The organism is Rheinheimera sp. ATLC3 (genome assembly GCF_059429535.1).
Window position 1 is genome coordinate 2,485,477 of sequence record NZ_CM182103.1, and the last position, 21,177, is coordinate 2,506,653.

A 21,177-nucleotide genomic window follows, 5' to 3' on the forward strand; every position below is an offset into this window, starting at 1 on the left:
TGTATTAACGAACTTTCAGGTTGGCTTTCATCTTGGTTTTAATTTCTTTCAATCCTTTCAAAGTCAGTTGTGACGCGCCTTTAAGGCCTCTCGCGTGTTTTTTTGCCTATCTTTTAAAACGGAAAAACGTTATTATGCGGCTGGGTTTTTGCACAGAGCAACAAACTAAGTGACAAAAATTCCTGAAAATTAAGTCCGCCAGAGACTGCACCCTTACCTACAGTACCCTTAGGAGTTACATCATGTCCGATCTGGATCTGAGCCAATACGGCATCACAGATGTCACGGAAATTATTTATAACCCTTCGTATGATCAGTTGTTTACGGAAGAAACCCGTGCTGGTTTACAAGGTTATGAACAAGGCAAACTGACCAAACTGGGCGCAGTTTCAGTCGATACTGGTATCTTTACCGGCCGCTCACCAAAAGACAAATATATTGTGCGTGATGACACGACCCGCGACACTGTGTGGTGGTCTGATCAGGGCAAAAACGACAATAAAGCTATAACACCTGACGTATGGGCAGATCTGAAGTCGCTGGTTACTAAGCAGTTATCGGGTAAGCGTTTATTTGTTGTCGACACCTACTGCGGCGCCAACGCTGACACCCGCCTGGCGGTAAGGTTTATTACAGAGGTTGCCTGGCAGGCGCATTTCGTTAAAAACATGTTTATCCGTCCGACGGATGCAGAGCTGAAAACTTACCAGCCGGATTTCATTGTAATGAATGGTGCCAAGTGCACTAATCCGGATTGGCAACGCCATGGCCTGAATTCAGAAAACTTTGTCGCCTTTAACCTGACTGAGCGTATCCAGCTGATCGGTGGTACCTGGTACGGCGGTGAGATGAAAAAAGGTATGTTCTCGATGATGAACTACTTTTTGCCACTACAAGGCGTCGCGTCTATGCACTGTTCAGCTAATGTCGGCAAAGATGGCGATGTTGCGGTGTTCTTCGGTTTGTCAGGTACCGGTAAAACTACGTTATCAACCGATCCTAAGCGGCAGCTGATTGGTGATGATGAGCACGGCTGGGATGACGACGGCGTATTTAATTTTGAAGGCGGTTGTTACGCAAAAACCATCAACCTGTCGCAAGAAAACGAGCCTGATATCTACAATGCTATCCGTCGCGATGCACTGCTGGAAAACGTGACAGTGCTGGCTGACGGCGATATTGACTTTAATGATGGTTCTAAAACTGAAAACACCCGCGTGTCATACCCGATTTATCATATTGATAATATCGTAACGCCAGTGTCTAAAGCCGGTCATGCCAAAAAAGTGATTTTTTTAACAGCTGATGCGTTTGGTGTATTACCACCGGTATCGAAACTGACAAAAGAACAGGCTAAATATCACTTCCTTTCGGGTTTTACCGCTAAACTGGCCGGTACTGAGCGGGGTATTACAGAACCAACACCGACTTTCTCCAGCTGTTTTGGTGCAGCATTTTTAAGTCTGCACCCAACCAAGTATGCCGAAGTGCTGGGTAAGCGCATGGAAGCTTCAGGCGCTGAAGCGTATTTAGTGAATACTGGCTGGAACGGCAGTGGTAAACGTATTTCTATTAAAGCGACGCGGGCTATTATCGATGCTATTTTAGACGGCAGCATTGAGAACACCGAATTTGTTCAGTTGCCGTATTTTAATCTGGCGATGCCAAAGGCGTTATCTGGTGTAGATGATGCGTCTATTCTGGACCCGCGCAATACCTATGGCAATGCCGGACAGTGGGACGAAAAAGCCAAAGATTTAGCCAAGCGTTTTGTCGACAACTTTGTTAAGTTCACCGACAATGCTGAAGGTAAAGCACTGGTTGCTGCAGGTCCGCAACTGTAATCAGCAATTCTGATAAAGAGGTCGCGTATGCGGCCTTTTTTATTGGTAGTTTCTAATGCTAATTCATGACAGAATTTAGCATTATTGCTGGCAAGCCCTGGTCTCTATGGCTAAAGTAAGTGCTGGCATAGCCGCTAAATATTGTTTAGTAAGACATTTCCTGCAACATAATGTAGTGTGAATGTAGCTTGGTGAAGAACCTGCAGGCAGAAAGAGGTGATAAATGTTACGGTCCATAACGATACAAAAACGTTTACTGGCGGCTTTTGGTGCTCTGGCACTGTTGCTGGCGATAACGGGCATATTTAGTGTTCAGAGTTTGTCTAAGTTTCGGGAACAGGCTGATCTGGTTGAATCCAACTTACTGCCTTCAATAAGTTATCTGGGGCAGGTTGAGGCGCTTGCTCACCGTTCGCGGGCAACGACACTGCGATTACTGTTGGCAATTGATATCACACAGGAAGGTGCAACGTTTGAGCAAATCAAACGCCTAAACAGTGAAAAAGTTGATATCAGTCAGAAGTATGAAGCAACCATTTATATGCCAGAAGAACGGACTTTGTATGAGCAATATAAAGACGTAGACCAGCAATATAGAGACTTACAGCAGAAGGCGCTCGACTTCTTACGCCAGGAAGAACTTGGCGCTGCGCAAGACTTACTGGACCAGATGAACCCGCTGGCAGACCGTATGGTCTCAGTTCTGGGGCAGTTATCTGAGTTAAATCAGAAAGCCGCATCTGATGCGCGTAAACAATCTATTTCAACCTATGAATCGGCAAAATGGGCTGTTGTGGCATTGATTATTGTCGCTGTCGTTATTGCTATCGCGATTGCTCTGTTGATTTCCCGCAGTATTAGCCAGCCATTATCGCAAGCTGTTGTTTCAGCTCAGTATATTGCCGATGGAGACTTGACCAGGCCGTTAACGGTAGAAGGTAACGATGAGTTAACTTCACTGGCTAACGCGCTGTCGCAGATGCAACAAAAACTGCGTGATGCGATCAGCCACATTTCCAGCTCATCCAGTCAGTTGGCCTCCGCTGCAGAAGAGCTTAATGTGGTAACAGACGAGTCTGCCAAAGCGTTGCAGTTACAAAATGACGAAGTACAGCAAGCCGCAACTGCGATTACTGAAATGAGCTCTGCCGTTGATGAAGTAGCAGGCACTGCACTTAAAACATCCGAAGCTTCTGTACAATCTGCCAGCCTGGCAAAAGATGGTACGCAAAAAGTGCTACAGACCCGCAGCGTGATTGAAAAGATGAATGGCGAAGTGCAGCAGAGTACCAAAGTCATTAATACGCTGGCGGATAAAGTAACGTCAATTAATCAGGTGCTGGAAGTTATTCGCAGTGTGGCAGAGCAAACTAACCTGCTGGCGCTGAATGCTGCCATTGAAGCTGCCCGTGCCGGTGAAGCCGGCCGTGGTTTCGCGGTGGTAGCAGACGAAGTACGTAGCCTTGCACATCGCACGCAAACCTCTACTGGCGAAATTGAGCAAATGATCCAGCAGGTACAGGGCTCAGCCAGTGAGGCAGTAAATGCAATGCAACTCATCAGTGGTAATGCAGACAATGCACAGAATGTTGTCGCCGCAGCTGCAGATGCGCTGGAGCTGATAGCCGAGAATATCACCGCAATCAGTGATCAGAACCATGTTATTGCCGGTGCAGCGGAAGAACAGTCTAAAGTTGCACGTGAAATCGACCGCAATATTGTCACCATCAGTGATCTGGCTGCGCAGACTGCAGCGGGCTCTAACCAGACGACAGCCAGCGCAACCGAGTTATCGCGCTTAGCGATACAGCTGAATGAACTGGTTGGCAGATTTAAGCTTTAACAACATTACAGAACTGCAAAAGCCCGCATTTAATGCGGGTTTTTTGTTGGTCAATGAAGAAAGTAAAATAAAAGTCAATTTAATGATTTATATGTTTACTTTTGAATTCATTTGAATACACTGGCTGTTAAGTGAACACCGCTTAATGGGAAGTATCTCTTTATGAGCTCAAAAACCGTGCCTTTCAGCGCCCGGATTAGCGTCGAGGATGCTGAGTTTATCAGTAGCCTGGAATTCGATGGCGCGCATACGCCGTCTGATAAATTAAGAGCTTTATTGGCCCAGACACGCCGCCGGCATGAAGGATTCACTGATTACGGCCAAAACCTGGCTCAGATGCAGGAATGGCTAGGACAGATAAAACGGCAGTTGCTTGTGCGTCAGCATCAGTTAAATAAGCACAGTGAGCTATTGATAAGAGTACTGGACGCGCTGCCGGATTTATTAGCTACATTGCAAACACTTTCAGCTAGCAGCGCGTCGTTAAATATTCGTGAGCTTCAGCAAGCAGAGCAAGAGGTCCAGTTGAAAATATGCCGCTTGAACGAACTGTTGTTGCCATTGGCTCTTACTGCAGACGGTGATGGTGCTTTGCAACATAGTATGTTTGGTTTAGCCAAGTTGTTACATGAACATAGAGTGGCATTACAAGGAGAAACACAATGAGTGAAAGTATAACCCGTCGTGTGGCGCGCTTAGTCAGTGGCAGTGTGAATGCTCTGGTTGACGCGGTAGAAAATAGCGCGCCGGAAACTGTTATGGAGCAAGCTATTCGTGAACTGGATTCTGCTATCACCGATACAAGAACCGAATTGGGCCAGTTGGTTGCGCAGAAACATCTGGCTAGTAAAAAGTTGATGGAAGAAAACAACCGTCATGATGCATTAAGTAGCCAGTTAGAAGTGGCTATCGCAAATGGCCGTGATGATTTGGCGGAGGCTGGCATTGCTGAGCAAATGGACATTGAAGCCCGCATACCGGTGCTTGAAGCCACGATAAGTGATAATGCCAACCGGGAAAAAGAACTAGAGGGTTTTGTGCAGGCGCTATTGGCGAAAAAGCGTGAAATGCAAGCCGAACTGCGGTCCTTCATTCAGGCGCAGCAAGCTACAACAGCAGCGGCCAATGCCACATCAAAGCAAGGCGACACGGCAGCAGACAAGGCCGGCCGTGCGAGCGATGCGTTTAGCCGGGTGATGGAAAATGCTTCTGGTCTGACCGGGCGTGACACCAATCTTGGCAATACTGCTAAGCTGGCCGAGCTGGATGAGCTGGCGCGTAAAAACCGTGTTGCCGAACGATTGGCTGCGTTAAAAGCAGGTAAGGGTTAATGATTGGTTTGATACTCGCCAGCGAGAATATGGCTTTTAGTATCGCGCTGGCATTAATGCTGATGATTGCTGTGCTGGAAGGCGTGGCCGCATTATTTGGCGCCGGTGTGTCGTCAGCCCTGGACAGCTTGTTACCTGATTCTGATATCAGTCCTCACACTGAAGTTGGTCAGATAGATGCTGATACTGCACTAAGTCGATTTTTAGGCTGGCTACGCATTGGTGAAGTGCCACTGCTGATGTTGCTAGTGGTGTTTCTGCTCAGCTTTGGTCTCTTGGGTCTGCTGTTACAAGGCGCGGTACAAAATACTCTGGGGTTTTTGGTGCCGGCATGGTTGGCAGTGCCAACAGTATTTATGCTCAGCTTGCCATTGGTGCGTCTCGGCGGCGGAGTGCTACAGGCAATTATGCCAAGAGATGAAACCAGTGCGGTAAGTGAAGACAGCCTGCTGGGCCGGATTGCTGTTATAACCCTGGGTAATGCCAGAGCGGGTTATCCGGCGGAAGCAAAGGTTAGAGACCAGCATGGTTACAGCCACTATATACAGCTGGAGCCAGACGGCCCTGATGATGAATTCGTTCAGGGCGATGAGGTGTTATTGTTATCGCGGCAAGGCTCGGTGTACAAGGCGATCCTTAACCCCAATCCACATTTGTCAGCGCAGCTTTAAAAGCCTGCCACAACGGATGTTATTTTAAAAGGAACAGTAAATGTTGGCATTAAATTTTATTGATATTTTGATCATTTCCGGCGCAGTGCTTGTTGGCTTGCTGATACTGGGGATGATATTGGCGCGGTTGTACAAAAGAGCGACGAAGGAAGTTTCTTTTGTGCGTACCGGTTTTCGTGGCGAAAAAGTGATCATGAATGGTGGCGCGCTAGTGCTGCCGGTGTTACATGAAATTATTCCGGTGAACATGAACACGTTACGGCTTGAAGTACGCCGGGCAAATGAACAGGCTTTGATTACCCGCGACCGCATGCGGGCAGATGTAACAGCAGAGTTTTATGTACGGGTTAAACCCACTGCCGAAGCCATTGCCAACGCTGCACAAACCTTGGGTTTAAAAACAATGAACCCGCACGAGTTGAAAGAGCTGGTAGAGGGTAAGTTTGTTGATGCTCTGCGCTCGGTGGCAGCTGAAATGGCGATGGAAGAGTTACATGAAAAGCGTGTTGATTTCGTGCAGAAAGTGCAGCATGTGGTGTCAGAGGATTTATTGAAAAACGGTTTGGAGCTGGAATCAGTATCTTTAACCGGTTTGGATCAAACAGCTTTTGAGCACTTTAACCCACAAAACGCGTTCGATGCCGAAGGTTTAACCAAGCTTACTCAGGCTATAGAGTCACGCCGTAAAATCCGTAACGACATTGAACAGGAAACCGACCTCGCAATAAAGACGAAAAACCTTGAGGCAGAAAGAGCCAAACTGCAGATTTCCCGGGAAGAAGAATATGCCCGCTTGGAGCAAGAGCGTGAAGTCTCTATCCGCCGTGCGTCTCAAATGGCAGAAATTGCCCGTGAGCAAGCAGAGAAAAAACGGGAAGCAGAAGAAGCTCAGATTGCTTCACAGCGTGAAATTGACTTAAAACGCATTATGTCAGAGCGTGATATCGATAACGAAACCATTCAAAAAGACCGCGCGGTGCGTGAAATGGAAATTGCTAAACAACGGGCGGTTGAGCAAGCGGAGATCGAGCGGCAAAAAGCTATTGAGCTGGCGTCGCAGGAAAAATCTATAGCAGTAGCGGAAAAGTCGCGTTCTGAGTCTGAAGCGAAAGCTGAAGCTGATAAAGCCCGCGCGTTAGCGGTGAAACAGGAAGAAGGCGTATTAACCGTGCGTCAGACGGAACAGGCTGAGCGTACTAAGCAGGTTGAGCTGATCATGGCGCGTCAGCAAGCTGAACGAGAGGCCATTCAGTTAATGGTCACTGCAGAGGCTGAGAAAAAAGCAGCAGAAGATCAGGCAGAAGCATTACGTTTGGCGGCACAGGGCCAGGCAGATAAGGAGCGTTTAACAGCAAAAGGTCAAGCCGACGCTGAGTTACTGTTGGCTGACGCCAAAGCGCGCAGTTATGCAGTAGAAGCCGAAGGTAAACAAGCGATCAATACGGCGGCGAATACACTTTCAGCCGAGCAGATAGCGATGCAGGTCAGACTGGCGTTGATAGAACATTTGCCAAATATTATTGCCCAGAGTGTGAAACCGATGGAGCAAATCAGCGATATTAAGATCCTGCAGGTAAATGGTATGGGAGCGCAAGGCGCTTCTGCCGATGGCTCAGCGATTGATGCAGGCAATGGCTCGTTAGCAGATCAGGTAGTAAACAGCGCGCTGCGTTACCGGGCTCAGGCGCCGATATTAGACTCGTTGTTATCTGAAATAGGCCTTAAAGCTGGTGACATTAATGGTATGACAGAGGCAATTAAAGCGCCATTGAAGCAATAACCTTTTGATAAAAGGCCGCAATAGCGGCCTTTTTACATACTACTTTTCAGTTACCTGATACACAGTTACGCTGCCGCTGACTTCATTGCCAACAATCAGCAGTGGGTTGCCGTTGGGGCTGTCACTGGCAGCAACAAACTTCACGCTTTCCGGCCCTAAATCGCCTGCCAATGGCACTTCGGTGCAGTCCATGCCTTCGTTGGTATCACATGGGTCGGCCAGTTCGTCGTCCAGTTCAAACTCAACATCGAAGTTACGGTTATTATAGTGGCTGACAAACGCAGCCTGGAACGGGTTGGTGACATCGTAGACAAACAGATCACCTGAACGCTCCTGCGCGATAAAGGCATAAGTGCGGCCTGCAATTGTACCTACGTCTACTGCCTCTGGTTCACCGCCTTTGTCGTCAGAGCGGTTGTCACCTTTGTTTTCGGTATGGGCGCTGTTGAAGTTATTACCTAAAATAGCGGCAGAGATACGGCCAAAATCATCACCTGAGTCATATACCTGATTTATGTTCTGATCCCAGATTGAGAATGAGCGGCCGCCGTAAGCATACAGTGATTCAACAACGCCGTCGTTGTCCGGGTCTACCAATGCTGCAGTGACTTTCAACCGGCCGAGGCCGTCATCGCCGCCTGTTGCATCGTACAATGCCTGTAACTCAGTGCTGAAGGTTTTGTTCAGTTCGTCCGGGTCGATAATATCTGCCGCGCGGATATCTTCGGAATAGGCATCCCAATCGCGTGAGTCACCTTCATTAGCTGACACGATAAAGGTTGCGCCGTTCCACTGATAGGATGCGATGGTATCCGGCTGATACAGGCCGTAGACACCCGGCAGCTTACGAAATGACGGCACTTCATCTTCATTGGTGTAATCCATGCTGTATTGTGACCAGTCTTTCAGCCCCAGCGCTTTTACCTCAATGGTCATATCGGTAAGATCCATAATACCGATGGCGTTAGCCTCCTGCAGTGACACCCAGGCTTTTTTGCTATCGGCTGATACTGTAATGTATTCCGGTTCCAGATCCTGCGCCACGGTGGTGCCCGCAGGGCCAGCAAATTTCACACCGGCAGCTTGCAACAAGGCGCGGCGTTTGGCATCAGTGTCGTAATCTGTTTCATCGAGCAAGTCGCTGCTAAACACCATGTCGCTGGTCAGATTTATGGTCGCTGCAACATCCGCCGGTACACCGTCGCTCAGGCTGATGACCGAAACAGAACCTTCAGGGTCTGCCAGATAGTCAGTATCCGGCTCACCTTCGTTTGCGACCAGTACTTTGCTGCCATCAGGCGTGAACGTAAGCATGTCGGGCAAAGCACCCACACTAACCGCTTTAACAAAAGTACCGACTCCTGTTGCACTTAAGCTGTAGAACAACACAGCACCATTGTCAGTTTTCAGCGGTGCAGCAACCGCTATTGCCAGCATATCAGCGTAAATGGCAATAGAGTTGGCTTCGCCAAGGTTGACGGTAATATCGCTACCGGCAGCGTTTTTCACTGTTACGTTGTTTGGAAAGGTAAAGGCAGCGGATGTCAGGCTGTCATCAGATACCGGGCTGCCGACAGACGTTACCGGTAATGCTGAAAGAGGGATGACCTCAATCCGGTTTTGCGCAGCATTGATGGCAAAAGCGGACTTGGATGCTTTGTGAAACTGTACAATCTCCGCCGCAGACTGGCCATATATGCCGGTGTTAAAACGGCCAACCACCGCTATTTCAAGCTCGCGCGGCAGGTTTTTACCGTCATCACCCGGTGTGCCGGGCGCGCCAACTTCACCTACAGGCCCCTGGGCACCATCATCGCCGTCCAGTGAACAGCCGCTCAAAGCTGCCAGTACCGTCAACGCCAGCAGAGATTGCTTCATCATTGTTATTGCATCCTTATATCTGATTGAAAAACCGTGTTAAACAATCAGTTTCAGTAAGCTGTATGACAATAACATGATGTTGGTGTGATAGATTTATGACGTACACTCCGCCGTTAGGCGGGCTGCTGTTCGAGCTGCTGCTGCAGAAACTGCTGTTTGGAAATAAGATTAATACTTTCATGCAGTTCTGAGTAAACAATCAATACCTCGCCACTTTTTAGCTGGCGTTTTACCATAGCAACCTTCTGCGGCAGTTCCACTTCCTGTTCGCCGTAATCTGTGCCTTCACGCAGCACAAAATACTCGATCAGGTTATTCAGCGTGGCGTCGCTAATATCGGTGTAGGGAATAATCATAATGCTAACTGGCTCCGGATAAATTCGGGAATGCGCTGATTCAGCCAGAAGGTTGGTTTAAATACACTGCCACTGACAAAGCCAACGTGGCCACCGCCACTGGTTAACTCGTAGTGGACACTGGGAGGGATTTCATCAGCGCTAGGGATCACTGCATCAGATAAAAACGGATCATCACTGGAGTGAATAATCAGTGTTGGAATATCAATATGCTGCAGGAAGGCTTTCGCGCTGGATTTCTGATAGTAATCCTGTGCGTCTAGAAAGCCATGTATTGGCGCGGTGTAAAGTTCATCAAACTGCTCTATGCTGCTCAGACGCCGCACTTTCCGTGGCGTAAGCGGAATAGGAAAGTCAGGAAACTGTTTTAATTTTAATAAAGTACTGCGTTTTAGCCTGCTTAGCAGGTAGCGTTGGTAGATCCGGCTGCTGCCCTGATTGATACGGCTGGCACAGGCGGATAAATCCAGTGGTGGGCATACTGCAACAGCCGCTGACAGCATATTCTGGCCATTGTTCTCACCGCAGTATTTCAGTAACACATTTGCGCCAAGTGAGTAACCCACCGCCACCAACCGGCGGCCGGGGAAACGCTGGGTTATTTCGTGCAGTACCGCTGCAACATCGGCTGTATCGCCACTGTGATAAGCGCGGGGCAGCTTATTGGGCTTACCATTACAGCCACGAAAATGCATCAGCACAGCAGGCCAGTGCTGTGCGCGGCACTGCGCCAGTATGCCCTGAATATAATGGCTGTGAATGTTACCGGCCAGACCATGCAATACCACAACCATGGGGGCATTCGCCGCTTCTTTTGAGGGCTGCATCCAGTTCAGTTCCAATTCGTCACCATCTGGCAGCGTATAGAGCTCGGCGACGGTTTTTTGCTTTTTCCGCGGGCTCAGGTATTTGGCGAAAATAGTCTGCAGATGCGCATGTTTAAGCCACCAGGCAGGTTTAAACGAAGAGGAGACAACTGGTCTGACTTGAGCTTGCAAATTAGGGTTCCCTGATAAACAATGCGTTAACGTTAGCTAACGGGGTTGTCGTAATGAACAGACGCCAATTTCTTTTCAGCGGTCTGGCCTTAGGCGCCAGTGGCAGCCTGTTGCTGGCTGGTTGGCAGTTTAGCCTAAACCCGGACGAAGATAACCGGGACTGGGTGTTGTCTGCCATTCTGCCAGCATTGTTGTACGGCGCTTTGCCTGAGGATGCGACCTTAGCACAGGCCGCACTGCAACGCAGCAAAGCCGCTGTAATTGATTTCACGGCTTTTTTACCGTTAAGCCAGCAACAGCAGTTGCATCAGCTGTTTAATCTGTTAGCAAACCGGCTAAGCCAACTGGCGCTAACTGGCCATATTACAGCTTTACCGGCGTTGAGTGTTACCGCACGGCTGGCCCTGCTTAACAGTTGGCGCGACAGTTACCTGCTGATACTGCAACAGGCTTATCATAGCCTGCGCGAGTTGCTCTATGGCGCCTTCTACGGCCAGCCACAGCATTGGCTACAACTGAATTACACCGCGCCGGAATTTCGCTAATGGTTGACCATATTAACGCTGCTTTGTTCAGTTCGGATCAGCAGTTTGATGCTGATATCGTTATTATCGGTTCAGGCGCGGGTGGTGGCATTGCCGCGGAGCAACTGACTCTGGCCGGTTTTAACGTGTTACTTCTGGAAGAAGGCGCCTGGTATACGCGTGATGATTTCGTGATGCAGGAGCGCTGGGCTTATCCTAACTTATATCAGGAAGGCGCTGCGCGTAAGACGCGCGATCAGGCCATTGGTATTTTGCAGGGCCGTACCGTAGGGGGGTCAACAACCGTTAACTGGACTACCTCTATCCGTACGCCTAAACCCACACTGGCTTATTGGCAAAGTGAGTTTGGCCTGACTTTTCAGGCACAGAACGACCTGACCCCATTTTTTACCAAGGCAGAACAGCGGCTGAATATCCAGCCGTGGCCCGTACCGCCGAATATGAATAACGCCAGGCTGCAGCAGGGCTGCGAAGTCCTTGGTTGGCATAGCAGTGTGATTAGCCGCAATGTTAACGGTTGCGCAAACCTGGGCTATTGCGGTATGGGTTGCCCGATTAATGCCAAGCAATCGATGTTGGTCAGCACTATTCCCGCTGCAATGGCAAACGGAGCCAGACTGATTTCGCGTATTTCTGTGCGCAAGCTGCGCTGGCAGGGCGAGCGGGTTACAGCGGTGGATGCTGTGCCGGTAGATCAGTATTTTCAGCCGCGCAGCGATGTACGCATTACGATAACCGCTAAGCATTATATTGTCGCTGCGGGAGCGATTGGCTCGCCGGCGTTGCTGTTGCGTTCGAAAGTACCTGATCCGTCAGGCCGGCTGGGCAAACATACCTATTTGCACCCTTCGGTTATTTCCGGAGCCTTGTTTGATGAAGCCGTAAATGGCCATAGTGGCGCACCACAATCGGTGTATTCAGATCAGTTTGTCTGGCCAGCGGATAACGATCTGGCCGGCTACAAGCTTGAAGTGCCGCCGCTGCACCCGGTATTAATGGCCACTAAACTTATCGGCAGCGGTGCACAACACGCCGCGCTGATGCAGCAGTTTAATCATCTGCAGGCAACGATAGCATTACTGCGGGATGGCTTTCACCCACAAAGCCAAGGCGGCAGCGTGATGCTGGATCAGCACCAACAACCAGTGCTGGATTACCCCATCACAGATTATTTATGGCATGGCATGCGCCGGGCTTTGCTGTCGATGGCAGAGCTGCAGTTTGCCGCTGGCGCGCGCCAGGTATTGCCTATTCATCATGATGCTCACTTATATAGCAGCTGGGCGGAAGCTAAAGCGGCTATAACCCAGTTGCCAATGCAGATACTGCGACAGACCATAGTGTCCGCGCATGTGATGGGTGGCTGCAATATGAGCAGTAGCGCTCAACGCGGTGTGGTCGATCCTTACGGCCGGCACAACCAGCTGGGCAACCTTTCAGTGTTTGATGGTTCAGTGCTACCCACCAGTTTAGGCGTCAATCCACAGCTGACGATTTACGCTTTGGTGTGGCGTAACTGTGAACAACTGATTGCTGAGTTGTCACCTTAGCAACTTTGCTTTAAAAATCAGCTGATACCGCCTGTTATAGTTCGCCGGGCGTGCTAAGGTTTAAACAGTTTTCTGCTGTATCCAATGCCGACTGATGAATACTGATAGTTATAAAGCCCTGAGTAATTATATCGATTTACTGCTGGATGCCATTTGTGTGGTAGATAAGTTTGGCCGCTTCGAATTTGTCAGCAAAGGTGCCGAACGCATCTTTGGTTATACGCCGGAGGAAATGCTGGGTCGGCAGATGATTGAGCTGGTACACCCGGATGATCGTGAGCGCACATTAAAAACAGCGGCAGAGATTAATGCCGGTGCCGTCAAGGTTGACTTTGAAAACCGCTATATTCGCAAAGATGGCCAGATTGTTCACCTATTATGGTCGGCACGCTGGTCTGCTACCGATAAACGCCGTGTTGCTGTGGCGAGGGATATCAGCCGCAGTAAAAAAATTGAAGCGCGTCAGGCAGCGTTGTACGCCATTTCTGAAGCGGCTTTTGCTTGTGATGATCTTGAAGCGCTTTACCAATGCATTCAGCAGATTGTCGCTGAGTTAATGCCGATGTGCCGTTTTGCTATAGTGCTGCCGGCTGAGTCTGGCACGGCGTTATATTTTGCTCATAACGCTGCCTTGCATAGTCGTAATGATGATCACTGCGGTTGTGATGTGCTGGCGCTGTGTGCAGAGGTGATGCATCGCTCTGAAACCATTTTACTAACCGCGATTAACCAGTCTGAATTATCAGCAAAGCTGCGTAAGCTTGTGGGTAGCGCAGCTATTAACTGGCTTGGTGTGCCACTGAAATCACACAGTGCAGTGATTGGCACCTTGATGGTGCAGAACCAGCCAGACGCTGCCGGTTACAGTGCCAGTGAAGTGGAACTGCTGGAATTTGTTTCGGTGCAGGTAGCGGTTGCGATTGAACGCAAGCAAATGCTGCAGCGACTGCAGCGCAATGCGTTATACGACCAGTTAACCCAGTTACCGAACCGCGAATTGTTTCAGGACCGGTTGCAATCAGCTCTGGCCAGAGCGCAGCGGGATGGCGAGCAGTTTGCTTTATGTTATCTGGATCTGGATAAGTTTAAACACATCAATGATCATTTTGGCCATCAGGCCGGTGACGAGCTGTTACAGCAAACCGCACAGCGTATTGTGCAGTGTTTACGTCATAGCGATACGGTAGCAAGAATGGGCGGCGATGAATTTGTGGTGTTATTACCTGTTGTTGAGCATAGCGACGCCGCACTGCAATTGGCAGAAAAAATTCGCCTGACACTGAACGCACCTTTTGCATTAACCGGCCAGTTGCTACAGGTCTTGCCCAGCATCGGTGTTGCTATGTTTCCGCAGCATGGGCAGGCAGGCGGCACTTTACTTCAGGCCGCGGATCAGGCGATGTATCTGGCAAAAAAAGCTGGCGGTAATCAGGTGGTACTGTCCGCCGCTGCGGGTAAACAACCTTGTGCTGGCTAAGGTGTACTAACATGGCACTGTAAGTTTGAGCTGCTATAGTTTCTGAGTTTATCAATTCAGAAAGGATGCTCAATGAAAATCCACGGCGTGATTTTGGCTGGTCTGTTGTTCACCGTAACAACGGTTGTCGCGGCAGACAAAACTGTTACCAACAAACTCTATTCCGAAAAAGGCGAGGCCGGGCAGCAGGTCGTCACAGAAAAAAGTGATGGCAGTTTTGATGCTTCGTTAAATTTAAGTTGGAACAACCGGGTTGTTACGATTAAAGAAAGCCTGAAACTGAATGACAAAGGTATACCAGTTGCATTCAGTGCTACAGGTACCTCGGCGTTTGGGGCGCCTATTGCAGAGGAGTTTAGCCTGGTCGACGGCGTGGGCCGTTGGGCCGGCAATAAAGATGAAGGTATGCTGCAAACGTCGCAGCCACGGTTTTACGTACCGGCTGATGAAGCCGGTGCTGCCAGCTATGCGCTGATGAAAGCCCTATTGGCCTCACCGACCGGTTCTGTCGATTTATTCCCCAGCGGCACAGCAAAACTGGATAAGCTCAAAACGGTTACCGTTAAAAATGGCGATAAGAGTGAGGACGTCAGCTTATATGCTATCAGCGGCCTGGCGTTTAATCCGTCTTTTGGCTGGTTTGATAAAGACGGCCATTATTTTGCCCAGGATTTCAGCGGCTTTATGCGGGTGATCCGAGATGGCTACAGCCTGGAAAATTTTGCTGAACTTACCACCATACAAAAAAAAGCTGAAAACGATTATCTGGCTGATATCGCCAAACATCTGAGCCACAGTTATGACACTGTGCTGCTAAAGGGCGGTAACGTCGTTAATGTGTTGGATAAGACGCTGCTGAAAAATACTGATGTTTTGCTAAAACAAGGCAAAATTGTCGCTGTAGGCACCGGGCTTACCGCACCCTCCGCTGCCAAAGTGGTTGATGTAAAGGGTAAAACTTTGGTGCCGGGTTTGTGGGACATGCACGGACATTTATCAAAGAACGATGGTTTGCTAAATATCGCAGCAGGGGTAACCAGTGTGCGTGATATTGGTAACAATCATGACAACATCATGGAAATTGACCGGCTGTTTAACACTGACGAACTGATAGGCAATCATGTATACCGCGCCGGCTTTTTTGATAAGCAAAGCGAGTACTCAGCTGGTTTGTCGGTAAATTCGTTGGCTGAAGCGCATGAGAAAATTGACTGGTTTGCAGATAACGGTTATCTGCAGATTAAGATTTACAGCTCTATTGATCCTAAGTGGGTAAAGCCGATTGCTGAGCATGCGCATCACCGCGGTATGCGTTTAAGTGGTCATGTACCGGCCTTTATGACAGCGCAGCAGGCGGTAGATGCCGGTTTTGATGAAATTCAGCATGTAAATATGCTGTTTTTAAACTTTCTCGCCGGTACTGAAGTTGATACCCGCACCCAGCTGCGGTTTTCTCTGGTCGGTGAAAAAGCCGCTGGCCTGGATTTAGCCAGCAAACCGGTAAAAGACTTTATTAAACTGTTGGCTGATAAGCAAATTACCATAGATCCGACTGTTGCAACTTTTCGTAGTTTGTTGCTGGGGAAAAATAAGCAGGTTGACCCGGAGTTTGCTATGGTTGCTGATCATCTGCCGCCGGGCGTAGTGCGCCAGTTAAAAGGTGCCGTAATGAACGTTTCTGCCGAGATGCAACCTGTGTATCAACAATCGGCCGATGCGCTGGTTAAAATGATTAAGGTACTGTTCGATGCTGGCGTACCTATAGTACCCGGCACAGACCATATCGCCGGTTTTACGCTGCATCGAGAGCTTGAACTCTATGCTAAAGCGGGTATACCGCCGCTTGATGTGTTGCGTATTGCCAGTCTGGAACCTGCCCGGCTGGTAGGCGCTGCCCATTACAGCGGTTCGATCACCGCAGGTAAAAACGCCGATTTATTGGTGATTGATGGCGACCCGACAAAAAATATCAGTGATATCCGTAAGGTGGCACTGGTGTTTAAAGGCTCTCATTATTACAAACCGGACGAGTTGTATCCGGTGGTGGGGGTGAAGCCGTTTACCACCTCACTGGCACTAAACTGACAATTTATGTGGGCGCTTAAGCGCCCACTTCCGACAGCATTGCCAATGCGACAGCTTCTGCCACTTTAATGCCGTCTATGCCGGCCGACAAAATACCCCCAGCGTAACCCGCGCCCTCACCAGCAGGGTATAAACCTCTGGTGTTGATGCTTTGATAATCAGCACCGCGTTTGATGCTGATGGGCGATGACGTGCGGGTTTCGACGCCAGTCAGTAAACCGTCTGCTTTGGCAAAGCCTTTAATTTGTTTATCAAATGCCGGTATGGCCTCACGCAATGCTTCAACAGCAAAATCCGGCAGTGCCTGGGCTAAGTCGGTTAAGGTAATACCCGGTGTATAAGATGGTTTTACCTCACCCAGTTCGCTGGACGCTTTACCAGAGAGGAAATCACCAATCAGCTGCGCTGGCGCGTGGTAGTTTTCACCACCCAGTTTAAATGCTTGCTCTTCCAGCTTGCGCTGCAGTGCAATGCCAGCCAGCGGATGGCCGGGGTAATCGCGCTCAGGGTCTATGCCTACTACTATGGCGCTGTTGGCGTTACGTTCATGGCGTGAGTACTGGCTCATACCATTAGTTACGACGCGGCCGGTTTCAGATGCGGCTGCTACCACAGTGCCGCCCGGGCACATACAAAAGCTGTAAACACTGCGGCCGTTAGTGCAATGATGCACCAGCTTATAATCGGCAGCGCCCAGAATAGGGTTACCGGCATTTGGGCCAAAGCGGCATTCGTCAATCATTGATTGCTCATGCTCAATGCGAAAACCAATCGAGAACGGCTTGGCTTCAACGTATACGCCTTTGTCGTACAGCATCTGGAAGGTATCACGGGCACTGTGGCCAACCGCCAGCACAATATGGCGGCTGTGCAGCTGCTCGCCGCTGGATAGTGTCAGGCCGGTAAGCTGGCCATCGGTGATATGAAGATCGTCAACGCGGCTACTAAAGCGGATCTCGCCGCCCAGCTCAATAATATTCGCGCGCATTTTCTCCACCATCGCGACCAGTTTGAAGGTACCGATATGTGGCTTGCTAACATACATGATTTCTTCCGGCGCACCGGCGGCAACAAACTCACTCATCACCTTACGGCCATAATGCTTTGGATCTTTTACCTGGCTGTACAGCTTGCCGTCAGAAAACGTACCGGCACCACCTTCGCCATACTGCACATTGGATTCGGTATTCAGCTCTTTGCCGCGCCAGAAGCCAAATGTATCTTTGGTGCGTTCGCGCACCTCTTTACCACGCTCAAGAATAATCGGCTTAAAACCCATTTGCGCCAGCAGTAAACCGGCAAATAAGCCGCACGGGCCAAGACCAATGACAATGGGACGCTCGGTCTGGTTTGCCGGTGCTGTCGCGACAAACTTATAGCTGGTGTCGGGCGCCGGCTTCACATGCGGATCTTTGGCAAATTTACTCAGCAGCACAGCGTCATTTTCTGTTTCAATATCCAGCGTATAAATGAGCTGGATATCTGATTTTTTACGGGCATCAAAACCGCGTTTAAAAACATGCACGCTAAGCAGTTGATCGGGTTTAATGTTTAACTTCGCAATAATGGCGGCATTAATGGCGCTTTCATCATGGTTTAACGGCAGTTTAATTTCGGTAAGGCGCAGCATAAGGGTTCCGTATCGGTGTCATAGCCGCCGGCGGCAGCTCACAAGATGGCCGCTATTTTACGTCAATTAATGCTGCAACGGCCAACTTGTTTTTTCAGCCTGCTGCAGTATGATCGCCAGCCTGAGCAACACGGAACACTTTTTACTATGGCCTTTGTGGTACTGGATAACTGTATTAAATGCAAATACACAGATTGTGTGGCGGTATGCCCGGTAGATGCATTTTTTGAAGGGCCGAATTTTCTGGCAATCAGCCCAACCATTTGCATAGATTGTGGTCTGTGTGAGCCAGAATGTCCGGCTAATGCCATAGTCCAGGAAGATAAAGTACCCGCTGAACAACAAGCCTTTGTTGCGCTAAATGCAGAGTTGGCTGAGCTGTGGCCGAATATCCGTGAAGTTAAACCGGCACCCGCCGACGCAGATGCCTGGAATGGAATACCGGATAAACTGCAGTATTTGCAGGTTGATTAGGCGCCCTGCTTATTTCTCGTCAGGTTCAGCGTGGCTCACTTTATACATAAAGTACCAAGCGTAAAACGCACACAGACCGATCACTATTGCCAGGCCGGTAAAAGAGATAAAGATTACCGGGTCGCGGGTAAATTCGTGCCACAGGTTCATAATATTGCCCTCATGCTGAACTGATGAGCCAAGTCTAGAACGAGGAGGTTGGTATTTACCTGACCCAGATCAAACCAGGCGTATGTGATTAGCTTAAGCTGACGAAGGCTTGACGCAGATCAAATATTTGCTGTTGATAGGCGGTGATGTCATTGGTTAGTTGTGCCAGATAAAGCTCCAGCAGCGGGGCTGCTGAGTTGGTTAATGGCGGGCAATGCTGCAACAACAACTGCTGCTCTAATTTCTCCAGCTGCAGTTCGGTTTGCAGCAAACTTTGTTTTAACAGGTGTTGCTGCTCTGTTGTCAGCATAGTGGTGTTGCTTTGTTTACGCAGCGCGCGCAGCGGCTGAGTGAACTGCACGCTAAAGCGCTGTAACGTGGTACTTAGCTGCTGCACGTGCGCTTGCGTCAGGCTAAGCTGGCGCTGCTCCAGCAAGCACAGTAGCAGCAGCAGGTTAACATTGGCGCCATGTTTATCCTGCAAACTAAGACAGGCTGATTTCACCTTTGGGTATAGTGCCAGGCTAAATTGCCACAGTTCGTCAGCGCTAATTCTGTCAGCCATTTTGCTGCCAGAATTGTTCGGTTTTTTGCTCCAGCTCTTCCTGAGCCATAAACCAGTCTTCTTCAATACTGGCAAGACTGCTGCTGGCACTGGCTTGTTTGGCTAATAGCTCAGTTAACTCTGCTTTACGTTTAGCGTCGTAAATATCCGGGTCTGCCATTTGCTGTTCGATGGCGGTAAGCTCTGCGGTCAGCTTTTCCTGTTGTTGCTCCAGCTTGTCAATTTTTTGCTTCACCGGGCGCAGCAAATTGCGCAGGTCCGCTTCGAGGCGCTTCTGATCTTTTCTGGGCGCATTGCTGCTGGCTGGCGCTTGTGTGGCAGCAGCATTGGCCGCTTTACGGGCATCCTGTTGCAGCCACTGGTAGTAATCGGCCAGGTCGCCATCAAACGGTGCAACGCGGCCATGGGCTACCAAATAAAACTCATCGGTACAGCTACTTAGCAGGTGGCGGTCGTGCGACACTATCACGATAGCACCTTCAAACTCTTGCAGCGCCATCACGATGGCTTCACGCATATCTAAATCGAGGTGGTTAGTTGGTTCATCCAGCAGCAGCAGGTTGGGGCGCTGATACACGATCAAGGCCAGTACCAGACGGGCTTTTTCGCCACCGGAAAACGGCGCGCAGGCTTCCAGCGCTTTGTCGCCATGAAAACCAAAGCCGCCCAAAAAGTCGCGTAACTTTTGCTCTGGAACCTGCGGGTCCAGCCGTACTAAATGCTGTAGCGGTGAGTCCTGTGGTCGCAGCGTTTCCAGCTGATGCTGGGCGAAGTAGCCCAGACTGACGCCGTTGGCAAACCAGACATCACCACTTTGCGGTGCCATACTGCCCGATAACAGTTTAATAAGTGTTGATTTACCGGCACCATTCCGCCCCAGCAGGCCTATGCGGCTGCCGGGTAACAGCTGGAATTTTATCTGGCTTAAAATAACTTTATCGGCGTAACCGGCTTGCACATTGTCCATTTTCAGCAGCGGGTTTGGCAGCGCTTTGGGTTCGCGAAAACTAAAGCTAAACGGCGAATCGATATGCGCCGGTGCCAGTATCGTCATGCGCTCCAGCGCTTTAATCCGGCTTTGCGCCTGCCGGGCTTTAGTGGCCTGGGCCTTAAAACGATCGATAAACTTCTGTAAGTGTGCCACCTGACGCTGTTGCTTTTCAAAGTTAGATTGCTGCTGTGCCAATTGCTCTGCGCGCTGGCGTTCGAACTGGCTGTAGTTGCCTTTATATAAGGTCAGTGTCTGGCGTTCGATATGTACAATATTATCTGTCACCGCATCAAGAAAATCGCGGTCATGGCTTATTAGCAGCAATGTGCCCTGATAATTACTCAGATATTTTTCCAGCCACAGCACGGCGTCCAGATCCAGGTGGTTGGTGGGCTCGTCCAGTAACAACAGTTCAGCGCGCTGCATCAGCGCCCGAGCCAGGTTTAACCGCATCCGCCAGCCACCGGAGAATGACTTTACCGCCTGTTGCTGGGCATCACCGCTAAAACCTAAACCATCCAGTAACACGCCGGCTTTTGCTTCAGCGCGGTAACCATCCAGAGCCTCTATTTGCAGATGTACAGCGGCCAGGTCCGATTCGCTGCAACCGGTGCGTACTTTCAGCAGTAGCGGGTATAACTGTTCATCGCCTTGTAGCACATAATCCATAGCACTGCAGTCCAGTGCCGGGGTTTCCTGCGCTACGGTAGCAATTTGCCAGCTGGCCGGAATACTGACGTTACCCGCATCGGCGTGCAGTTTATTTTGCAGCAGGGCAAACAGGCTGGATTTACCGCAACCGTTGGCACCGACAATTCCCACCTTTTGCCCCGGAAATACGGTAAGATCGGCACCCTGAAACAAACATTGAATACCACGGCGCAGTTCGACCTGTTGCAGCTGGATCATGTTTTTACCTGTGTAACTGAATTGGGCTGCTAATTTACCCGTATAAAGCCAACAAACCAAGGCTTAGCGCGTAAAAATGCCGCAGCAAACAGACGGG

The 21,177-nt window shown here is 49.7% G+C and carries 18 protein-coding genes; 11 read left to right on the forward strand and 7 right to left on the reverse strand.

Going from position 1 to position 21,177, the window contains the following annotated elements:
* Positions 1–242 precede the first annotated feature (242 nt).
* The 6 genes from pckA (at position 243) to AC5SV9_RS11490 (ending at position 7,469) form a co-directional block, all read left to right on the forward strand.
* On the forward strand, positions 243–1,844 hold the full coding sequence (pckA, locus tag AC5SV9_RS11465) for a phosphoenolpyruvate carboxykinase (ATP) (protein ID WP_475152595.1): 1,602 nt from the start codon (positions 243–245) through the stop codon (positions 1,842–1,844).
* A gap of 223 nt (positions 1,845–2,067) precedes the next feature.
* The gene (locus tag AC5SV9_RS11470; protein ID WP_475152597.1) at positions 2,068–3,687 is read left to right on the forward strand and encodes a methyl-accepting chemotaxis protein; all 1,620 of its coding nucleotides are present in this window, start codon (positions 2,068–2,070) and stop codon (positions 3,685–3,687) included.
* Between the two features lie 162 nt (positions 3,688–3,849).
* On the forward strand, positions 3,850–4,353 hold the full coding sequence (locus AC5SV9_RS11475; protein ID WP_475152599.1) for a hypothetical protein: 504 nt from the start codon (positions 3,850–3,852) through the stop codon (positions 4,351–4,353).
* Positions 4,350–5,018 carry a PspA/IM30 family protein gene (locus tag AC5SV9_RS11480; protein WP_475152600.1) on the forward strand — a complete coding sequence of 223 codons (669 nt, stop codon included), beginning with the start codon at positions 4,350–4,352 and terminating at the stop codon, positions 5,016–5,018. Before AC5SV9_RS11475 ends, AC5SV9_RS11480 begins: the two co-directional genes overlap by 4 nt.
* On the forward strand, positions 5,018–5,689 hold the full coding sequence (locus AC5SV9_RS11485; RefSeq protein WP_475152603.1) for a YqiJ family protein: 672 nt from the start codon (positions 5,018–5,020) through the stop codon (positions 5,687–5,689). Before AC5SV9_RS11480 ends, AC5SV9_RS11485 begins: the two co-directional genes overlap by 1 nt.
* A 40-nt stretch (positions 5,690–5,729) precedes the next feature.
* The gene (locus AC5SV9_RS11490; protein WP_475152605.1) at positions 5,730–7,469 is read left to right on the forward strand and encodes a flotillin family protein; all 1,740 of its coding nucleotides are present in this window, start codon (positions 5,730–5,732) and stop codon (positions 7,467–7,469) included.
* Positions 7,470–7,508: 39 nt separating this feature from the next.
* Here the strand turns inward: AC5SV9_RS11490 and AC5SV9_RS11495 are convergent, their stop codons facing one another.
* From AC5SV9_RS11495 to AC5SV9_RS11505, 3 genes are all read right to left on the reverse strand, one after another.
* The gene (locus AC5SV9_RS11495; RefSeq protein WP_475152606.1) at positions 7,509–9,350 is read right to left on the reverse strand and encodes a choice-of-anchor I family protein; all 1,842 of its coding nucleotides are present in this window, start codon (positions 9,348–9,350) and stop codon (positions 7,509–7,511) included.
* 113 nt (positions 9,351–9,463) lie between these two features.
* On the reverse strand, positions 9,464–9,706 hold the full coding sequence (locus AC5SV9_RS11500; protein WP_475152607.1) for a YheU family protein: 243 nt from the start codon (positions 9,704–9,706) through the stop codon (positions 9,464–9,466).
* Complete coding sequence (locus AC5SV9_RS11505; protein WP_475152610.1) at positions 9,703–10,704, reverse strand: hydrolase; 1,002 nt, start codon at positions 10,702–10,704, stop codon at positions 9,703–9,705. Before AC5SV9_RS11505 ends, AC5SV9_RS11500 begins: the two co-directional genes overlap by 4 nt.
* Before the next feature lie 53 nt (positions 10,705–10,757).
* Between AC5SV9_RS11505 and AC5SV9_RS11510 the strand changes: the two genes are divergently transcribed.
* The 4 genes from AC5SV9_RS11510 (at position 10,758) to AC5SV9_RS11525 (ending at position 16,361) form a co-directional block, all read left to right on the forward strand.
* Entirely contained in the window at positions 10,758–11,249 is a 492-nt protein-coding gene (locus tag AC5SV9_RS11510; RefSeq protein ID WP_475152613.1) for a hypothetical protein, read from the forward strand.
* A complete protein-coding gene (locus AC5SV9_RS11515; RefSeq protein WP_475152616.1) occupies positions 11,249–12,799 on the forward strand; it encodes a GMC family oxidoreductase N-terminal domain-containing protein in 1,551 nt (516 codons plus the stop codon). The genes AC5SV9_RS11510 and AC5SV9_RS11515 overlap by 1 nt, the downstream gene beginning before the upstream one ends.
* Positions 12,800–12,893: 94 nt before the next feature.
* A complete protein-coding gene (locus AC5SV9_RS11520; RefSeq protein WP_475152619.1) occupies positions 12,894–14,276 on the forward strand; it encodes a diguanylate cyclase domain-containing protein in 1,383 nt (460 codons plus the stop codon).
* A 72-nt stretch (positions 14,277–14,348) separates the two neighbouring features.
* Positions 14,349–16,361 (forward strand): amidohydrolase family protein, encoded by a 2,013-nt coding sequence (locus AC5SV9_RS11525; protein ID WP_475152622.1) that lies wholly within the window; start codon positions 14,349–14,351, stop codon positions 16,359–16,361.
* Positions 16,362–16,377: 16 nt separating this feature from the next.
* On the opposite strand, the gene AC5SV9_RS11530 is transcribed toward AC5SV9_RS11525, so the two are convergent.
* On the reverse strand, positions 16,378–17,991 hold the full coding sequence (locus tag AC5SV9_RS11530) for an NAD(P)/FAD-dependent oxidoreductase (RefSeq protein ID WP_475152624.1): 1,614 nt from the start codon (positions 17,989–17,991) through the stop codon (positions 16,378–16,380).
* Positions 17,992–18,138: 147 nt separating this feature from the next.
* On the opposite strand from AC5SV9_RS11530, the gene fdxA reads away from it, so the two are divergent.
* Complete coding sequence (fdxA, locus tag AC5SV9_RS11535; RefSeq protein WP_331924169.1) at positions 18,139–18,465, forward strand: ferredoxin FdxA; 327 nt, start codon at positions 18,139–18,141, stop codon at positions 18,463–18,465.
* A 9-nt stretch (positions 18,466–18,474) separates the two neighbouring features.
* Here fdxA and AC5SV9_RS11540 read toward each other — a convergent pair whose 3' ends face one another.
* From AC5SV9_RS11540 to AC5SV9_RS11550, 3 genes are all read right to left on the reverse strand, one after another.
* Positions 18,475–18,615, reverse strand: coding sequence for a DUF3149 domain-containing protein (locus tag AC5SV9_RS11540; protein ID WP_475152626.1), 141 nt, complete (start codon positions 18,613–18,615; stop codon positions 18,475–18,477).
* A gap of 88 nt (positions 18,616–18,703) precedes the next feature.
* Positions 18,704–19,180, reverse strand: a complete 477-nt coding sequence (locus tag AC5SV9_RS11545) for a TIGR02444 family protein (RefSeq protein WP_475152628.1) — start codon at positions 19,178–19,180, stop codon at positions 18,704–18,706.
* The gene (locus tag AC5SV9_RS11550; protein WP_475152631.1) at positions 19,173–21,080 is read right to left on the reverse strand and encodes an ABC transporter ATP-binding protein; all 1,908 of its coding nucleotides are present in this window, start codon (positions 21,078–21,080) and stop codon (positions 19,173–19,175) included. The genes AC5SV9_RS11545 and AC5SV9_RS11550 overlap by 8 nt, the downstream gene beginning before the upstream one ends.
* Positions 21,081–21,177 lie beyond the last annotated feature (97 nt).

Bases quoted from the DNA above. Each gene is read 5' to 3' on its own strand.
- pckA (WP_475152595.1), top strand. From the start codon at position 243: ATGTCCGATCTGGATCTGAGCCAATACGGCATCACAGATGTCACGGAA.
- AC5SV9_RS11470 (WP_475152597.1), top strand. From the start codon at position 2,068: ATGTTACGGTCCATAACGATACAAAAACGTTTACTGGCGGCTTTTGGT.
- AC5SV9_RS11475 (WP_475152599.1), top strand. From the start codon at position 3,850: ATGAGCTCAAAAACCGTGCCTTTCAGCGCCCGGATTAGCGTCGAGGAT.
- AC5SV9_RS11480 (WP_475152600.1), top strand. From the start codon at position 4,350: ATGAGTGAAAGTATAACCCGTCGTGTGGCGCGCTTAGTCAGTGGCAGT.
- AC5SV9_RS11485 (WP_475152603.1), top strand. From the start codon at position 5,018: ATGATTGGTTTGATACTCGCCAGCGAGAATATGGCTTTTAGTATCGCG.
- AC5SV9_RS11490 (WP_475152605.1), top strand. From the start codon at position 5,730: ATGTTGGCATTAAATTTTATTGATATTTTGATCATTTCCGGCGCAGTG.
- AC5SV9_RS11495 (WP_475152606.1), bottom strand. From the start codon at position 9,350: ATGATGAAGCAATCTCTGCTGGCGTTGACGGTACTGGCAGCTTTGAGC.
- AC5SV9_RS11500 (WP_475152607.1), bottom strand. From the start codon at position 9,706: ATGATTATTCCCTACACCGATATTAGCGACGCCACGCTGAATAACCTG.
- AC5SV9_RS11510 (WP_475152613.1), top strand. From the start codon at position 10,758: ATGAACAGACGCCAATTTCTTTTCAGCGGTCTGGCCTTAGGCGCCAGT.
- AC5SV9_RS11515 (WP_475152616.1), top strand. From the start codon at position 11,249: ATGGTTGACCATATTAACGCTGCTTTGTTCAGTTCGGATCAGCAGTTT.
- AC5SV9_RS11520 (WP_475152619.1), top strand. From the start codon at position 12,894: ATGAATACTGATAGTTATAAAGCCCTGAGTAATTATATCGATTTACTG.
- AC5SV9_RS11525 (WP_475152622.1), top strand. From the start codon at position 14,349: ATGAAAATCCACGGCGTGATTTTGGCTGGTCTGTTGTTCACCGTAACA.
- AC5SV9_RS11530 (WP_475152624.1), bottom strand. From the start codon at position 17,991: ATGCTGCGCCTTACCGAAATTAAACTGCCGTTAAACCATGATGAAAGC.
- fdxA (WP_331924169.1), top strand. From the start codon at position 18,139: ATGGCCTTTGTGGTACTGGATAACTGTATTAAATGCAAATACACAGAT.
- AC5SV9_RS11540 (WP_475152626.1), bottom strand. From the start codon at position 18,615: ATGAACCTGTGGCACGAATTTACCCGCGACCCGGTAATCTTTATCTCT.
- AC5SV9_RS11545 (WP_475152628.1), bottom strand. From the start codon at position 19,180: ATGGCTGACAGAATTAGCGCTGACGAACTGTGGCAATTTAGCCTGGCA.
- AC5SV9_RS11550 (WP_475152631.1), bottom strand. From the start codon at position 21,080: ATGATCCAGCTGCAACAGGTCGAACTGCGCCGTGGTATTCAATGTTTG.